The following is a 16,190-nucleotide window of genomic DNA, read 5'->3' on the forward strand; positions in this document are numbered from 1 at the left end:
GTTGAGATGTCAGTAGAGCTAATCCACCCGATCGCAATGGACCCAGGTCTACGTTTTGCGATCCGTGAAGGCGGTCGTACAGTTGGTGCTGGTGTAGTTGCTAAAGTAACTGCATAATCATAGAATAAGACAAGCAGGTTGGAGCTTAGGCTCCAACTTGTTGTTTTGCAGGTCAGTAGTTCAATTGGTAGAGCGTCGGTCTCCAAAACCGAATGTTGGGGGTTCGAGTCCCTCCTGACCTGCCAAGTTTCTAAAAAGACGCTTGATGTCGGCAAAATTGGTCATATAATAAGTCGCGAAACCTACGACGAGTACAAAAATGTCGAATGAAAAATCACGCGACGCATTAGGCGAAGCGGCAATTCCTCAAAGAAATAATCCTGCAGTAGATGTAAGTTCTGGTTCTCCATTAGACATGGTTCTATGGGTTATCGCCTTGATTTTATTGGTTGGTGCAATGATGGTAAACCAATATTTACCAGCGTACTGGGCACCTGCGAATGATATTTGGGTGCGCGTTGGGGTGATTTTGGCTTGTATCGTTGCAGCATTCGGTTTATTATACGCCACCCATCAAGGCAAAGGCTTTATTCGTCTGCTGAAAGATGCACGAATTGAGTTGCGTCGAGTGACCTGGCCTACCAAGCAAGAGACGATGTCCACATCTTGGCAAGTTCTTGTTGTAGTCGTAATTGCATCCATCTTATTGTGGTGTTTTGACTATATTTTAGGCTGGTTAATGAAGTTTATTATCGGGTAAGAGAGCTATGAAACGTTGGTACATTATTCATGCCTATTCAGGTTATGAAAAACAAGTGATGCGTTCGCTTAATGATCGAATCCAGCGTAGCGCTGTTGCCGATAGCTTTGGTGAAGTCCTTGTTCCTACCGAAGAAGTGGTAGAAATGAAGGATGGCAAGAAGCGTAAATCAGAGCGTAAGTTCTTTCCTGGCTATGTCCTAGTCGAAATGGAAATGAACGATGATACTTGGCACATTGTTAAAGAATGTCCAAAAGTTTTAGGTTTTATTGGTGGTACGGCTGAAAAACCGGCACCGATTACGCAAAAAGAAGCAGATGCGATTCTTGCGCGTGTACGCAATACTGGCGAAGCACCTCGTCCTAAGACGATGTTTGAACCAGGCGAAGAATTACTCGTGGTTGACGGTCCATTCACCGACTTTAAAGGTGTGGTGGAAGAAGTTCAGTACGAAAAGTCACGTTTAACGCTGACCATTAATGTATTTAACCGACCAACTCAAGTTGAATTGGAATTTCGTCAAGTCGAAAAATCAGTCTAATTTGTATGGGTTGAAAACGCCTGACTTATTTATAAGTCAGGCATTGTTGTTGTAACGGTATCGTTACTTGAAATCATTGGGGAGCCTTCACCGGCGTTTGCACCCAGAGGTAATTTGAAATGGCTAAGAAGATTGACGGCTATATCAAGCTGCAAGTTCCAGCTGGTAAAGCGAATCCATCTCCACCGATTGGTCCTGCACTAGGTCAACGTGGTGTGAACATCATGGCATTCTGTAAAGAATTCAATGCTGCTACACAAAAAGTTGAAGCTGGTCTGCCAATTCCAGTCGTGATCACTGTGTACAACGACAAGTCGTTCACATTTATCATGAAAACTCCACCTGCTGCTGTTCTTCTTAAGAAAGCTGCTGGTATCCAGAAGGGTTCAGCTGTACCTAACAAAACTAAAGTTGGTAAGTTGACTCGTGCTCAAATCGAAGAAATCGCGACTACTAAAGAACCAGATTTGACTGGTGCTGATTTAGACGCACGTGTACGTACCATTGCTGGTTCTGCGCGTTCTATGGGCTTGGAAGTGGAGCTTTAAGACATGGCTAAATTAACTAAACGTCAAAAAGCGATTGTAGCTGCTGTAGAAGCACACAAAGTTTACACGCTAGAAGAAGCTGTTGCAGTTTTAGAGAGCCTTCCAGCTCCTAAATTCAAAGAATCTCTAGATATCGCGGTAAACCTAGGTGTTGATCCTCGTAAATCTGACCAGGTTGTTCGTGGCGCGACTACACTTCCTGCAGGTACTGGTAAAACTGTACGTGTAGCTGTATTCGCTCAAGGCGCTGCTGCTGAAGCTGCTAAAGCTGAAGGCGCAGACGTTGTTGGTTTCGACGATCTTGCTGAAAGCATCCAAGCGGGTAACCTTGACTTTGACGTAGTAATTGCTGCTCCAGATGCAATGCGCGTTGTAGGTAAACTTGGTACGATCCTTGGTCCACGTGGCTTAATGCCAAACCCTAAAGTGGGTACTGTAACTCCTGACGTTGCTACTGCAGTTAAAAATGCAAAAGCTGGTCAAGCACGTTACCGCGTAGACAAAGCTGGTATTATCCACGCTGCGATCGGTCAAGTAGGTTTTGAAGCTGCTGCTGTTCGTCAAAACGTTGAAGCACTTGTTGCTGACTTGAAGCGTTTGAAACCTGCTACGTCTAAAGGCGTATACATTCAAAAGATCACTTTGAGCTCAACTATGGGTCCTGGTTTGATCGTTGATGTAGCAAACGTTTCTAAATAAGTCTCGACTTATTACAGAATTTTAAAGCCCTGAGTAAGTTTTAAAGCGTTGCTTTAAAACTTACGCAAGAAACGCTCTGTCGTATTTTGCAGACTTAGGCAAACTTTGAATTGATAAATGAAAATTTATCAGCGTCAAAGACCGCGGGCGAGGGAAGTTTTATGCTTCTCTCTTAATAGCCCAGCCTGCGTAGACGCGGTGGTGTGATTTGTTCATCCTCCGCGTGTGAGTCCAGTGATGGTCTTGCGAATTGGGAGTGTACTTCGCGTAAGTACATAAATCACCGTTAGGAGGTTTTACAATGGCTCTTCTTATCGAAGGCAAAAAACAGATCGTAGCTGAAGTAGCTGAAGTTGCTTCTACTGCATTTGCTGCTGTTGTTGCTGACTACCAAGGTTTGACTGTAGAGCAGTTAACTACTCTACGTGTTGAAGCGCGTAAACTTGGTGTTACTACACGTATCGTTCGTAACACTTTGGCTAAACGTGCTCTTCAAGATACTCAATTCAATATCTTGAACGACAACCTTGTTGGCCCAACAATCTTGGCTTTCTCGAATTCTGAAGACGACATGGGTGCAGCTGCACGTTTGTTCGAAGAATTCGCTAAAACTAATAAAGCATTTGAACTTAAGGCTGCTGCATTTGATGGCAAACTTTATCAGGGTGCAGAAGTTAGCGTAATCGCGAATCTTCCGAACCAAGAGAAAGCGCTTACTATGCTTGCAAACGTTCTTCAAGCTCCTATTTCGAAATTGGGCCGCTTACTTACAGCGCTTCAAGAGAAAAACGAGTCAGAAGCTGCTTAAGCTCAAACTTAAACACACATCATTCAATACCCATTTGGAGTTAATCTCATGGCTTTAACAAACGAAGAAATCCTAAACGCAGTTGCTGAAAAAACTGTTCTTGAACTTGTTGAACTTATCTCTGCTTTCGAAGAGAAATTCAATGTATCTGCTGCTGCTGTAGCTGTTGCTGCTGGTCCAGCTGCTGCTGCTGCTGAAGAACAAACTGAATTCAATGTTGAATTGACTTCTTTCGGCGCGAACAAAGTTGCTGTAATTAAAGCAGTTCGTGAAGCGACTGGCCTTGGCTTGAAAGAAGCTAAAGACATGGTTGAAGGCGCTCCTGCAGTTCTTAAAGAAGGCGTTTCTAAAGAAGAAGGCGAAGAGCTTAAGAAGAAACTTGAAGAAGCTGGTGCTACAGTTACTCTTAAGTAATTTCTTAAGGGAGCCGGTTTTTTTATAATCGGCTCCAAAAATTGGCTGATGGCTCTTGGGTCATCAGCCTTTTTGCGTTACAATAATCGGCTCGATTTTTGTTTGCATGATATAAAAATCATACAAATTGAAAATAAACATAATGAACAAACGTTTACCAATATTTTTCATTAAAAAATATTGATAAGCGTTTTAATACCACTAAAAATTGCAGCATTTGTAAAGAGTGGTGGCCATATCGGCCAGCGTAATTCCTTCTGAGCCCGTTCTGCAGGCGGGCTTGGTTTACACTTTCCGAGGACTCCAGATGGCATACTCATATACCGAAAAGAAACGGATCCGTAAGAATTTTGGTAAATTGCCTAGCGTCATGGATGCTCCGTACTTGCTCGCGATTCAAGTCGACTCGTACAGAACATTCTTACAAGATGGCAAATCACCAAAAAACCGCGAAGATATCGGTCTCCAAGCCGCATTTCGTTCAGTTTTTCCTATTGAAAGTTATTCTGGCAATGCTGCTTTAGAATTTGTTGAGTATAGTCTTGGTAAGCCTGAGTTTGATGTACGCGAATGTATCCTTCGTGGCTCAACTTATGCAGCACCAATGCGTGTAAAAATTCGTTTGATCCTGAAAGATCGTGAAACGAAGTCAATTAAAGACGTACGTGAACAAGAAGTCTATATGGGCGAAATGCCATTGATGACGGATAACGGTACCTTTGTAATTAACGGTACCGAGCGTGTGATCGTGTCACAATTACACCGTTCACCAGGCGTATTCTTTGACCACGATAAAGGCAAGACTCACTCAAGTGGTAAAGTCCTTTATTCAGCACGTATCATTCCTTACCGTGGTTCATGGTTAGACTTTGAATTCGATGCCAAAGACCTCGTCTATGTACGTATTGACCGTCGTCGTAAATTGCTTGCGACTGTGGTACTCCGTGCCTTGGGTTATAGCAACGAAAACATTCTCGACATGTTCTACGAGAAAGTACCTGTGTATCTTGACATGGGTAGCTACCAGATTGACCTGGTGCCTGAACGTCTGCGTGGCGAAATGGCACAATTTGACATTCTGGACAAGGATGGCAAGGCAATTGTTGAGCAAGGTAAACGTATCAATGCGCGTCATGTACGTCAAATGGAAGCTTCAGGTCTTGAAAAACTTGCAGTGCCAGATGAGTACCTGTATGAGCGTATCACTGCTGAAGACATCCCATTAAAAGATGGTGATGTGATTGCAGCCAATACTGTATTAAGCCATGAAATCATGGTGAAAATTGCAGAAGGCGGCGTGAAGCAGTTCAATATTCTGTTCACCAATGATATCGACCGCGGTTCATTCGTTGCAGATTCTCTACGTGCAGATACAACGAGCAATCGTGAAGAAGCATTGGTAGAAATCTACAAAGTGATGCGCCCAGGCGAGCCACCAACAAAAGAAGCTGCTGAAAACTTATTCAACAACTTGTTCTTCTCTTCTGAACGTTATGACTTGTCTCCAGTGGGTCGTATGAAGTTCAACCGTCGTTTGGGTCGTCCTTACGAAGTCGGTACAGATCAGAAGTCACGTGAAGTTGAAGGCATTCTCTCGAACGAAGATATCACTGATGTATTAAAAACATTAGTTGAAATCCGTAACGGTAAAGGTGAAGTCGACGATATCGATCACCTGGGTAACCGTCGTGTTCGTTCTGTTGGTGAAATGACAGAAAACCAATTCCGTGTAGGTCTGGTTCGTGTAGAACGTGCTGTTAAAGAACGTTTAAGCCAAGCTGAAACTGACAACCTGTCTCCGCAAGATTTGATCAATGCGAAACCTGTTGCTGCTGCAATTAAAGAATTCTTTGGTTCAAGCCAGTTGTCTCAGTTTATGGACCAAAACAACCCGTTATCTGAGATTACGCACAAACGTCGTGTTTCTGCGCTTGGTCCCGGCGGTTTGACGCGTGAACGTGCAGGCTTTGAAGTACGTGACGTACATCAAACTCACTACGGTCGTGTATGTCCAATTGAAACACCGGAAGGTCCAAACATTGGTTTGATCAACTCGCTTTCTGTTTATGCGAAATGTAACAACTTTGGTTTCCTGGAAACCCCATACCGTAAAGTTGTTGATGGTCGTGTAACAGATGAAGTTGAATACCTTTCTGCGATTGAAGAAGTAGGCACTGTCATTGCACAGGCCGATTCTGCAATGGATAAAGATGGTAATTTAACAGAAGAGTTTGTATCTGTTCGTCATCAGGGTGACTTCGTACGTATTCCTCCTGAAAAAGTAACGCATATGGATGTATCTGCTCAGCAGGTTGTATCTGTAGCAGCGTCACTGATTCCATTCCTAGAACACGATGATGCCAACCGTGCATTAATGGGTTCGAACATGCAACGTCAGGCAGTTCCGACGTTGATCGCTGACAAGCCGCTTGTTGGTACCGGTATGGAAGCGAACGTAGCACATGACTCAGGTGTATGTGTGATCGCTCAGCGTGGTGGTCGTATCGAGTTTGTTGATGCGTCTCGTGTGGTTATTCGTGTGAATGAAGACGAAATGATCGCAGGTGAAGCAGGTGTAGATATCTACAACCTGATCAAGTACACCCGTTCGAACCAGAACACTTGTATCAACCAGAAAGTTCTTGTGAACCTAGGTGATAAAGTAGGTCGTGGTGATGTACTGGCTGATGGTCCATCGACTGATGGCGGTGAGCTAGCACTGGGTCAAAACATGCGCGTTGCGTTCATGACCTGGAACGGTTACAACTACGAAGACTCGATCTTACTTTCTGAGCGTGTACTTCAAGAAGACCGTTTAACCTCGATTCATATCCAGGAATTGTCATGTGTCGCACGTGATACCAAACTGGGTGCGGAAGAAATCACTGCCGATATCCCGAACGTGGGTGAAGCTGCTCTATCTAAACTGGACGAGTCAGGTATCGTTTACATCGGTGCAGAAGTAACTGCTGGCGATATCCTGGTTGGTAAAGTAACCCCTAAAGGTGAAACACAGCTTACTCCAGAAGAAAAATTGCTACGTGCAATCTTCGGTGAAAAGGCGGCTGACGTAAAAGATTCATCTTTACGCGTTCCATCAGGTACTAAAGGTACAGTCATTGACGTTCAAGTGTTTACACGTGACGGTCTTGAAAAAGACGAACGTGCTCAAGCAATTGAAAAAGCGCAATTGGATGCATACCGTAAAGACTTGAAAGAAGAATTCAAAATCTTCGAAGAAGCTGCACGTGAACGTGTAATCCGTCTACTGAATGGCCAAGAGTCGAATGGTGGCGGTACAACTAAACGTGGCGACAAACTGTCTGAAGACGTGTTGTCTGGTTTAGAGCTTGTTGATCTTCTTGAAATTCAACCAGTTGATGAAGCAATTGCTGAACGTTTAACTCAAATTCAAGTGTTCTTGAAAGAGAAGAGCTTCGAAATTGACGAGAAATTTGCTGAGAAAAAACGCAAACTTTCTACAGGCGATGAACTGACGACTGGCGTATTGAAAGTAGTTAAAGTTTATCTTGCTGTAAAACGTCGCATCCAACCGGGTGATAAGATGGCGGGTCGTCACGGTAACAAAGGTGTTGTATCAAACATCTTGCCGGTAGAAGACATGCCACATGATGCCAACGGTGTACCTGTTGATATCGTATTGAACCCGCTTGGCGTACCATCGCGTATGAACGTGGGTCAGATTCTTGAAACTCACTTGGGTATGGCGGCGAAAGGTCTTGGCGATCAAATCGACAAGATGATGAAAGAGCAACGTACTGTACTTGAGCTTCGTGATTTCCTGGACAAGATTTACAACAAAGTTGGTGGCGAACAAGAAGATCTTGATAGCTTGACTGATGAAGAAATCTTGAAACTTTCTGGCAACTTGCGTGCTGGTGTACCTTTGGCTACTCCTGTATTCGATGGTGCTGAAGAAGGTCAGATCAAAGAGTTGTTACAACTTGCAGGCCTGTCTAGTACTGGTCAGACCGTATTATATGATGGTCGTACTGGTGAGCGTTTCGACCGTCCGGTAACTGTTGGTTATATGTACATGCTGAAACTGAACCACTTGGTTGATGACAAGATGCATGCGCGTTCAACTGGTTCTTACTCTCTAGTTACGCAACAGCCGCTTGGTGGTAAAGCACAATTCGGTGGTCAGCGTTTCGGTGAGATGGAAGTCTGGGCACTAGAAGCTTACGGTGCAGCATATACGCTACAAGAAATGCTGACTGTGAAATCGGATGACGTTGAAGGCCGTACCCGTATCTATAAGAACATTGTAGATGGCAACCATTATATGGACCCGGGCATGCCTGAATCGTTCAACGTATTGACCAAAGAGATCCGTTCTTTAGGTATCAACATTGAACTGAAAAATGGTGACTAAGAATCTCCATTAAATCTCCCCAAACCCCTCTTTGATAAAGAGGGGCTTCCCCCTTAATAAAGGGGGATTGAGGGGGATTCTTGGGATTCCCAATTCAGTTAAAAAACAATATTTGTGACCCAGTTGTTGAGTGAAAATCTCCACAACACACGGAGAAAAAAATTGAAAGACTTGCTCGATATCATGCGCAAAAAGACGGATTCAGACGGTCATGCTCCTGTAGAGTTTGACCGCATCCGTATTGGTCTTGCGTCACCAGAAATGATTAAGTCATGGTCTCACGGTGAAGTTAAAAAGCCAGAAACCATTAACTATCGTACGTTCAAGCCTGAACGTGATGGTTTGTTCTGTGCCAAAATCTTTGGTCCAGTGAAAGATTACGAATGCTTGTGTGGTAAATACAAGCGTATGAAATACAAAGGCGTCATTTGTGAAAAATGTGGCGTTGAAGTAACAACTGCGAAAGTCCGTCGTGAACGTATGGGTCACATCGAGCTGGCGTCTCCAGTTGCCCACATCTGGTTCTTAAAATCATTACCGAGCCGTATCGGTCTATTATTAGACATGACGCTACGTGATATTGAACGTGTATTGTATTTCGAATCTTATGTAGTGACCGATCCGGGTATGACTCCATTTGAGAAATACCAACTTCTAAATGATGAAGAATACTTCAATGCATTAGAAGAACACGGTGATGAATTCACAGCGAAAATGGGTGCTGAAGCAGTTCAAGACTTGTTGAAAGACATCGATCTTGAAGCTGAAATTGCGCGTCTTCGTGAAGAAATTCCTGTTACAACTTCAGAAACCAAGCTGAAAAAAGCGTCTAAGCGTTTGAAGTTGATGGAAGCATTCAACGATTCGAACAACAAGCCAGAATGGATGGTGTTAACTGTACTTCCAGTTCTTCCACCAGATCTTCGTCCGCTTGTACCACTTGAAGGTGGTCGTTTCGCGACTTCTGACCTGAATGATCTTTACCGTCGTGTGATCAACCGTAACAACCGTTTGAAGCGTCTTCTTGACCTTGCAGCGCCAGACATCATCGTACGTAACGAAAAACGTATGTTGCAAGAGTCTGTAGATGCATTGCTAGATAACGGTCGTCGTGGTCGTGCAATTACCGGTTCGAACAAGCGTCCGCTTAAATCTTTGGCAGACATGATCAAAGGTAAGCAAGGTCGTTTCCGTCAAAACTTACTTGGTAAGCGTGTTGACTATTCGGGCCGTTCGGTAATTACTGTTGGTCCAAACCTGCGTTTGCACCAATGTGGTCTTCCGAAGAAAATGGCACTTGAACTGTTCAAACCATTCATTTTCGCGAAACTACAAGCTTCTGGTCAAGCAACTACCATTAAAGCTGCGAAGAAAATGGTTGAGCGCGAAACCCCAGAAGTTTGGGACGTTCTTGCTCACGTGATTCGTCAACATCCAGTGATGTTGAACCGTGCGCCAACTCTTCACCGTTTGGGTCTTCAAGCATTTGAACCGATCCTGATCGAAGGTAAAGCGATCCGTCTACACCCACTCGTATGTGCTGCGTTTAACGCCGACTTCGATGGTGACCAAATGGCGGTACACGTACCATTAACACTTGAAGCTCAGCTTGAAGCTCGTGCGTTAATGATGTCGACGAATAACATCTTGTCTCCAGCGAATGGTGAGCCAATCATCGTACCGTCTCAGGACGTGGTCTTGGGCTTGTATTACATCACGCGTGATGCAATCAATGCCAAAGGTGAAGGCATGGTGTTCGCGGATACTCACGAAGTAAACCGTGCACTGGCAACAGGTCAGGTTGATCTACACGCTCGAGTTAAAGCACGTGTACACCAGACTGTGATCGATGAAGATGGTAACCGTGAACAGCAAACCATTATTGTAGATACGACGCCTGGTCGTTGCCTGCTTTGGGAAGTTGTGCCTGAAGGTATGGATTTCCAGCAAATTAACGTTGAGATGACTAAGAAAAATATCTCGAAGTTAATTAACTCTTGCTACCGTAAATTGGGTCTGAAAGATACTGTTATCTTCGCTGACCAATTGATGTACTTGGGCTTCCGTCAAGCGACGCGTTCAGGTGTATCTGTCGGTATGGAAGACATGGTTATTCCACCGCAAAAACAAGCAATTATTGGTAAAGCGGAAGCTGAAGTTCGTGAAATCGAACAACAGTTCGAACAAGGCTTCGTAACTGCCGGCGAACGTTATAACAAAGTGGTCGATATTTGGGCACGTACCAATGACCAGGTTGCTAAAGCGATGATGGACAACTTGTCTTTTACTACTGTGAAGAACAAACAGGGTGAAGACGAGAAGCAAAAATCATTCAACTCGATCTACATGATGTCTGACTCAGGTGCCCGTGGTTCGGCAGCTCAGATTCGTCAGTTGGCGGGTATGCGTGGTTTGATGGCGAAGCCGGATGGCTCGATCATTGAAACCCCAATTAAAGCGAACTTCCGTGAAGGTTTGACCGTACTTCAGTACTTCATCTCGACACACGGTGCGCGTAAAGGTTTGGCCGATACAGCACTGAAAACTGCGAACTCGGGTTACTTGACGCGTCGTCTAGTAGACGTTGCGCAGGACTTGGTTATTACCGAGCCGGATTGTGGTACGTATGACGGTCTGGTAATGACTCCGTTCATTCAAGGTGGCGATGTCATCGAGAACCTGGGTGCACGAGTATTGGGTCGTGTGGTTGCTGAAGATGTGAAACGTGTAGGTACAGACGAAGTTCTGCTTCCACGTAATACTTTAATTGACGAGAAATTGGCGACGTTCATCGAAAGCCAAGGTGTCGACGAAATTAAAGTACGTTCAGTCGTAAACTGTGCGTCTACCTTCGGTGTATGTGCGAAATGTTACGGTCGTGACCTAGCACGTGGTCATCAGGTGAACCCGGGTGAGTCTGTTGGTGTAATGGCAGCTCAATCGATTGGTGAGCCAGGTACACAGTTAACGATGCGTACCTTCCACGTCGGTGGTGCTGCGAGCCGAACTTCTGCTGCAAACAGTGTACAAGTTCGTAACCAAGGTACAGTACGTTTCCATAACGTGAAAACAGTACAACATGCCAAAGGTCACTTGGTATCGACTTCACGTTCAGGTGAAATCGGTATTGCGGATGACTTAGGTCGTGAGCGCGAGCGTTATAAATTGCCTTACGGTGCTTCTATCTTGCTAAAAGATGGCGAAGCTGTAGAAGCAGGCGGTATTGTGGCGACTTGGGATCCGCATACACATCCATTGGTAACAGAAGTTGCTGGTAAAGTACGTTTCAGCCAGATTGCTGATGGCGTGACGGTTACTTCTAAAACTGATGATGCAACAGGTATGTCAACCATCGAAATCTTGCCAGTGACTTCACGTCCTGCGTCAGGTAAAGATTTGCGTCCTGCTGTTGTGTTAGATACCGTTGATGGTGGCGAACAGTTCTACTTCCTGCCACAGAACACGATTCTTTCTGTTCGTGATGGCGAAACGATTGGTGTCGGTGATGTCATCGGTCGTGTACCACAAGAAACTTCACGTACCCGTGATATTACCGGTGGTCTGCCGCGTGTAGCTGACTTGTTCGAAGCACGTAAGCCGAAAGAGCACGCAATCCTTGCAGAAGTGTCGGGTGTTGTAAGCTTTGGTAAAGAGACCAAAGGTAAGAACCGTCTGGTGATTACGCCGGATGATGGCTCTGAGATTTATGAAGAGTTGATTCCGAAATGGCGTACGATTAACGTGTTCGAAGGCGAACATGTGAACCGTGGTGAAACTATTTCTGATGGTCCACAGAACCCGCACGATATCTTGCGTTTGAAAGGCGAAGTTGCGCTTACAAACTACATCGTGAACGAAGTTCAGGATGTATACCGTCTGCAAGGTGTAAAAATCAACGACAAGCATATTGAAGTGATCGTACGTCAAATGCTGCGTAAAGTTGATATCACTGATGGCGGCGATACTAGCTTCATCAAAGGCGAACAAGTGGATTACATCCGCGTTGTTCAAGAAAACCAAGCAGTTCTTGCACAAAACAAGTTCCCTGCGAAGTTTGAACGTCAATTGATGGGTATTACGAAAGCATCGCTTTCTACTGACTCGTTCATCTCTGCTGCATCGTTCCAGGAAACCACGCGTGTGTTAACTGAAGCGGCTGTAACAGGTAAAGAAGATGACTTACGCGGCTTGAAAGAGAACGTGGTTGTAGGTCGCCTGATCCCAGCGGGTACAGGTTTGGCTTACCACCTGGAGCGTCGTCGTCAAGAAGCAGAAGCTGCAGAATTTGAACTGCACAATGATTTCTCTGATGTAGACCAAGCTCTAAGCCAGGCATTTAACGAAGAATTCTAATTCGAGTTAAAGCTGAGAAAAGAGACGCCTTCGGGCGTCTTTTTTTGTCTGAAATTTATAAATAAGACAGCTTGAACAGAAGAATAATCCATTGATATTTACAAAACTCAGCAGGAATACCGAGAGAAGTAACACGCTACAGATTTTAGTTTCATAAAATGAAGATAAGCTTAATTAAAGCGAGACAGGAAGGTCAAGGTCATGAAAAAATTAATGGGTGTTATGGCAGTTGCCACTCTTTCCACCTTTATGTTGGCGGGTTGTGAAAGTATGTCTGCCAATGAGCAACGGATCGGTGCTGCGGCCCTTGGTGGTGCAGTCGGTGGTGGTGTTGGTAATAAAGTCGGCGGTGGCGTTGGTGCAGCTGTAGGTGGTGGTGCCGGTGCTGCAGTGGGTAGTAAATCCCAAGGCGGTTCAAACCGTAATGCGACCTATAGTGGTGTAGGTGGTGCTGTTGGTTCCGCAGTCGGTAAAAGCATCTTCGGTGGTAATGCGGGTGCCGCAATCGGTGGCGCAATCGGTGGTGGTGCCGGTGCTGCGATTGAACAGGATAACCGTCGTCGTTAAGTCGAAAGTTACTTCAGATTCATCTAGATTTAAAAGCGCCAATGTGGCGCTTTTATCTTATTTAGAAGCGTTAATTTTCCCTTTGCTCTGTTTCCGCCGGATATAGACCGTTTTCTCTACCTCAGCAATTCTGACCCCGGCTTCATCATAAATATTCAGCTGATAATGTCGATACACTGGCGCATTATCGGCCGCCAGATTGATAATCGTGGTAATTTCTTCAGCAGAAATCCGAATATCCGCCACCACTGTACCGCGACCCGGTGCCAAAAACTGAATGCTGGCGCCTTTATCCCAGACCAGGTATTTCGGCCCCAAATGATGCATCAGCAATAACATATAAAAGGGATCGACCATTGAATACAGGCTGCCACCAAAATGCACACCGACAATATTCTGGTTCTTACGGGTCAGCGGCATTTTGACCCGAACGTGATAATTATTAAAATCAATCTTATCAATTTCAATGCCTGCACCACGATAAGGGGCATAGCGGTTCAGAATAAATTTTGAAACCAGAGGCAGTTTTTGAATTTTCTGGAATAGGCTCATACTGACATTCTTTTTGCGGCTGTGATTATGCATACTAGAGCAACAAAAATGCGCTGGCATTGATCAATCATGCCGATTTATAAACTAAGTGGTCAATAACAAAAACAGGATCAAAAGATGGAAATGCACATGCAATGGGTCGATACCACGGATCAGCAGCGTCTTTGTGTCAAAACTTATGGACAATCCGAACAACCGGCATTGGTGCTGGTTCACGGCTATCCCGATCATCAGGCAGTTTGGGAGCCAGCCATTGCTCATTTGAGTCAGGATTACTTTGTTGTGACTTATGATGTCCGTGGCGCAGGTGAGTCCAGTATTCCCAAAAAAATCTCCGATTACCGCTTGGCCCGTTTAAGTCAGGATCTGGAAGAGGTGGTGAACGAAATATTGCCGAATCGTGCTTTTCATCTGGCCGCGCATGACTGGGGTTCAATTCAGTCCTGGGAATCCGTCACCGGTCCACGCTTTAAAGGACGAATTCTGTCTTATAGCACCTTGTCTGGGCCATGTCTGGATCATGCCGCTTTCTGGATGCGTGAACAGTTCCAGCAAAACAAGGCAAAATTCTTAAAGCAAATGAGCAAGTCCTGGTATATTGCGGTGTTTCAGTTGCCCTTGGTGGCGCCATTGGCCTGGAATTTTTTTAATCCGCAGCGTTGGAGCAAGATCGTGCAGCAACTGGAAAGACACGATAATCTGCCACTCAACACGCATATTGTCAAAGATGGCAAATATGGTGTGAACCTGTACCGGGCCAATTTTTTGCCACGCTTAACTCAACCACGGCAGCGTTTTGCCATCTGTCCGGTACAGGCAATTGTGCTGAAATATGACCAGTTTGTCGGGCCAGATCTGGTCGATGAGATGTCCAAATGGGCGGATGACTTCTCCAAAGTAGAACTGGCTGCCAATCACTGGGCGATTCTAAGTCAGCCGGAGCAAGTGGCTCAATTGATTGATGAGTTTATTCAGCGTAAATCTGTTGTCATCACTTGATAGGCCACTCAACTAAACATGACCCGGCCAGAAAAAAGTGGCGGAATTTTTATCCGCATTTTCTGATAAAATAGCCGCTTTCTCTCTATTCCGATTCATTATGTTCGCAATTCTTGCTGCTATTGGAGTCATGTTCGGACTCTCGTTGGCACGTGTACCTGTGGTTTTTGCCCTGGTCATTGGTGCTGTTACAGGTGGTTTATTGGCAGGTCTGGGCCTGCAGGGAACCTTGGACGCGTTTAACAATGGCTTGGGTGGGGGTGCCAAAATTGCCTTAGCTTACGGTATTTTAGGTGCATTTGCTTTGGCTCTGGCGCGTTCGGGGTTACCGGATTTACTGGCTTATAAAATGATTAGCACCTTGAAAGGTGAGGCAGATTTTAAAGCGCAAAACCGGGTGAAATATCTGATCTTCTTCACGGTTGCCATTGCTGCCGTGTTCTCGCAGAACGTCATTCCTGTGCATATTGCCTTCATTCCGGTACTGATTCCGCCGCTATTGATTGTATTTAACCATTTACAGCTGGATCGCCGTTTGGTGGCCTGTTTACTGACCTTTGGTCTGGTGGGCACCTATATGCTGATTCCGGTCGGTTTTGGTGCCATCTTCCTGAATGACATTCTGGGTCATAACATCAATACTTTTGGTAAGCCATACGGATTTGAAATTAGCTATGACCAGATTCCATCTGCGATGGCAATTCCAGTATTCGGTATGTTTGTGGGCTTATTGATGGCGATCTTTATTAGCTATCGCAAACCACGTCAATATCAAGATATTCATGTCCAGGAACAGCAAAGTATTTCCGCTGAATTAGGTGTGGCTGAGCAGGTTAAACCGCAGATTGCCAAATTTACCATCGGGATGGCCGGCCTTGCAGTGATTGCCACATTGGCGGTACAGCTTTATTCAGACTCGATGATTCTGGCCGGTCTGGTCGGTGTCGCGATCCTGAGTTGTGCGGGGATCTTTAAATGGAAAGAAGCGGATGATGTGATCATTACCGGTATGCGCATGATGGCGCTGGTTGGCTTTATCATGATTGCAGCACAAGGCTTTGCCGCTGTGATTGAAGCGACTAATCAGGTACCAACCTTGGTTGAAGCATCAGTGAACTGGATTGGTGATAGTCAGGCTTTGGCTGCCTTCCTGATGCTGTTGATTGGTTTGCTGATCACATTGGGCATTGGTTCTTCTTTCTCGACCATTCCAATTCTGGCAATTATCTATGTACCGCTCTGTATCCAGTTCGGTTTTAGCCCGGCTGCGACCATTGCGATTATCGGGACTGCAGCAGCTTTGGGAGATGCCGGTTCTCCAGCTTCGGATTCAACTTTGGGCCCAACTTCGGGTTTAAATATGGATGGTCAGCATGACCATATGAAGGACAGTGTGATTCCAACCTTCATTCACTTCAATATTCCGTTGATGATTTTTGGCTGGATTGCAGCCATGGTTCTGTAAGTCAATTTCAATCTGCTCTGATATCTATTGGAGCAGATTTATCTGGATTTAAAATAAATAATAAGATGTATTTAAAATATATGTTTAA

At 45.0% G+C, this 16,190-nt stretch carries 12 protein-coding genes, 1 tRNA gene and 1 pseudogene; 13 read left to right on the forward strand and 1 reads right to left on the reverse strand.

Going from position 1 to position 16,190, the window contains the following annotated elements; translation table 11 throughout:
• The 11 genes and pseudogenes from ACP7BU_RS13335 to ACP7BU_RS13385 all read left to right on the forward strand — a co-directional run.
• A pseudogene (locus tag ACP7BU_RS13335) lies at nucleotides 1-117 on the forward strand (hypothetical protein); the annotation flags it as partial.
• 52 nt (nucleotides 118-169) lie between these two features.
• A tRNA-Trp gene (locus ACP7BU_RS13340) sits at nucleotides 170-245 on the forward strand.
• Between the two features lie 74 nt (nucleotides 246-319).
• The gene (gene secE, locus ACP7BU_RS13345; protein ID WP_004278617.1) at nucleotides 320-760 is read left to right on the forward strand and encodes a preprotein translocase subunit SecE; all 441 of its coding nucleotides are present in this window, start codon (nucleotides 320-322) and stop codon (nucleotides 758-760) included.
• 7 nt (nucleotides 761-767) lie between these two features.
• Nucleotides 768-1,301 carry a transcription termination/antitermination protein NusG gene (gene nusG, locus ACP7BU_RS13350; protein ID WP_004278615.1) on the forward strand — a complete coding sequence of 178 codons (534 nt, stop codon included), beginning with the start codon at nucleotides 768-770 and terminating at the stop codon, nucleotides 1,299-1,301.
• A gap of 119 nt (nucleotides 1,302-1,420) precedes the next feature.
• Nucleotides 1,421-1,849, forward strand: coding sequence for a 50S ribosomal protein L11 (rplK, locus tag ACP7BU_RS13355; RefSeq protein WP_004278614.1), 429 nt, complete (start codon nucleotides 1,421-1,423; stop codon nucleotides 1,847-1,849).
• 3 nt (nucleotides 1,850-1,852) lie between these two features.
• A complete protein-coding gene (gene rplA / locus ACP7BU_RS13360) occupies nucleotides 1,853-2,548 on the forward strand; it encodes a 50S ribosomal protein L1 (RefSeq protein ID WP_004278613.1) in 696 nt (231 codons plus the stop codon).
• 301 nt (nucleotides 2,549-2,849) lie between these two features.
• Nucleotides 2,850-3,356 carry a 50S ribosomal protein L10 gene (gene rplJ, locus ACP7BU_RS13365; protein ID WP_004278612.1) on the forward strand — a complete coding sequence of 169 codons (507 nt, stop codon included), beginning with the start codon at nucleotides 2,850-2,852 and terminating at the stop codon, nucleotides 3,354-3,356.
• Nucleotides 3,357-3,404: 48 nt separating this feature from the next.
• Nucleotides 3,405-3,770, forward strand: a complete 366-nt coding sequence (gene rplL / locus ACP7BU_RS13370; RefSeq protein WP_004278611.1) for a 50S ribosomal protein L7/L12 — start codon at nucleotides 3,405-3,407, stop codon at nucleotides 3,768-3,770.
• Nucleotides 3,771-4,077: 307 nt separating this feature from the next.
• Nucleotides 4,078-8,166 (forward strand): DNA-directed RNA polymerase subunit beta, encoded by a 4,089-nt coding sequence (gene rpoB / locus ACP7BU_RS13375; protein ID WP_005102827.1) that lies wholly within the window; start codon nucleotides 4,078-4,080, stop codon nucleotides 8,164-8,166.
• 162 nt (nucleotides 8,167-8,328) lie between these two features.
• The gene (rpoC, locus tag ACP7BU_RS13380) at nucleotides 8,329-12,519 is read left to right on the forward strand and encodes a DNA-directed RNA polymerase subunit beta' (protein WP_004278609.1); all 4,191 of its coding nucleotides are present in this window, start codon (nucleotides 8,329-8,331) and stop codon (nucleotides 12,517-12,519) included.
• Between the two features lie 201 nt (nucleotides 12,520-12,720).
• The gene (locus tag ACP7BU_RS13385) at nucleotides 12,721-13,086 is read left to right on the forward strand and encodes a hypothetical protein (RefSeq protein WP_005108070.1); all 366 of its coding nucleotides are present in this window, start codon (nucleotides 12,721-12,723) and stop codon (nucleotides 13,084-13,086) included.
• Between the two features lie 57 nt (nucleotides 13,087-13,143).
• Here the strand turns inward: ACP7BU_RS13385 and ACP7BU_RS13390 are convergent, their stop codons facing one another.
• Nucleotides 13,144-13,638, reverse strand: coding sequence for a DUF4442 domain-containing protein (locus ACP7BU_RS13390; RefSeq protein WP_425878978.1), 495 nt, complete (start codon nucleotides 13,636-13,638; stop codon nucleotides 13,144-13,146).
• Nucleotides 13,639-13,755: 117 nt separating this feature from the next.
• On the opposite strand from ACP7BU_RS13390, the gene ACP7BU_RS13395 reads away from it, so the two are divergent.
• Nucleotides 13,756-14,637, forward strand: a complete 882-nt coding sequence (locus ACP7BU_RS13395; protein ID WP_310078163.1) for an alpha/beta fold hydrolase — start codon at nucleotides 13,756-13,758, stop codon at nucleotides 14,635-14,637.
• 100 nt (nucleotides 14,638-14,737) lie between these two features.
• Nucleotides 14,738-16,102, forward strand: coding sequence for a Na+/H+ antiporter family protein (locus ACP7BU_RS13400; RefSeq protein ID WP_425878980.1), 1,365 nt, complete (start codon nucleotides 14,738-14,740; stop codon nucleotides 16,100-16,102).
• Nucleotides 16,103-16,190: the final 88 nt, after the last annotated feature.

The organism is Acinetobacter sp. 40AMC3-4 (genome assembly GCF_049898185.1).
Lineage (GTDB): Bacteria > Pseudomonadota > Gammaproteobacteria > Pseudomonadales > Moraxellaceae > Acinetobacter.

Coding starts and splice junctions, on each gene's coding strand:
- nusG (WP_004278615.1), top strand. CDS start 768: ATGAAACGTTGGTACATTATTCATGCCTATTCAGGTTATGAAAAACAA.
- ACP7BU_RS13385 (WP_005108070.1), top strand. CDS start 12,721: ATGAAAAAATTAATGGGTGTTATGGCAGTTGCCACTCTTTCCACCTTT.
- ACP7BU_RS13390 (WP_425878978.1), bottom strand. CDS start 13,638: ATGAGCCTATTCCAGAAAATTCAAAAACTGCCTCTGGTTTCAAAATTT.
- ACP7BU_RS13395 (WP_310078163.1), top strand. CDS start 13,756: ATGGAAATGCACATGCAATGGGTCGATACCACGGATCAGCAGCGTCTT.
- rplJ (WP_004278612.1), top strand. CDS start 2,850: ATGGCTCTTCTTATCGAAGGCAAAAAACAGATCGTAGCTGAAGTAGCT.
- rpoB (WP_005102827.1), top strand. CDS start 4,078: ATGGCATACTCATATACCGAAAAGAAACGGATCCGTAAGAATTTTGGT.
- rplL (WP_004278611.1), top strand. CDS start 3,405: ATGGCTTTAACAAACGAAGAAATCCTAAACGCAGTTGCTGAAAAAACT.
- rplA (WP_004278613.1), top strand. CDS start 1,853: ATGGCTAAATTAACTAAACGTCAAAAAGCGATTGTAGCTGCTGTAGAA.
- secE (WP_004278617.1), top strand. CDS start 320: ATGTCGAATGAAAAATCACGCGACGCATTAGGCGAAGCGGCAATTCCT.
- ACP7BU_RS13400 (WP_425878980.1), top strand. CDS start 14,738: ATGTTCGCAATTCTTGCTGCTATTGGAGTCATGTTCGGACTCTCGTTG.
- rplK (WP_004278614.1), top strand. CDS start 1,421: ATGGCTAAGAAGATTGACGGCTATATCAAGCTGCAAGTTCCAGCTGGT.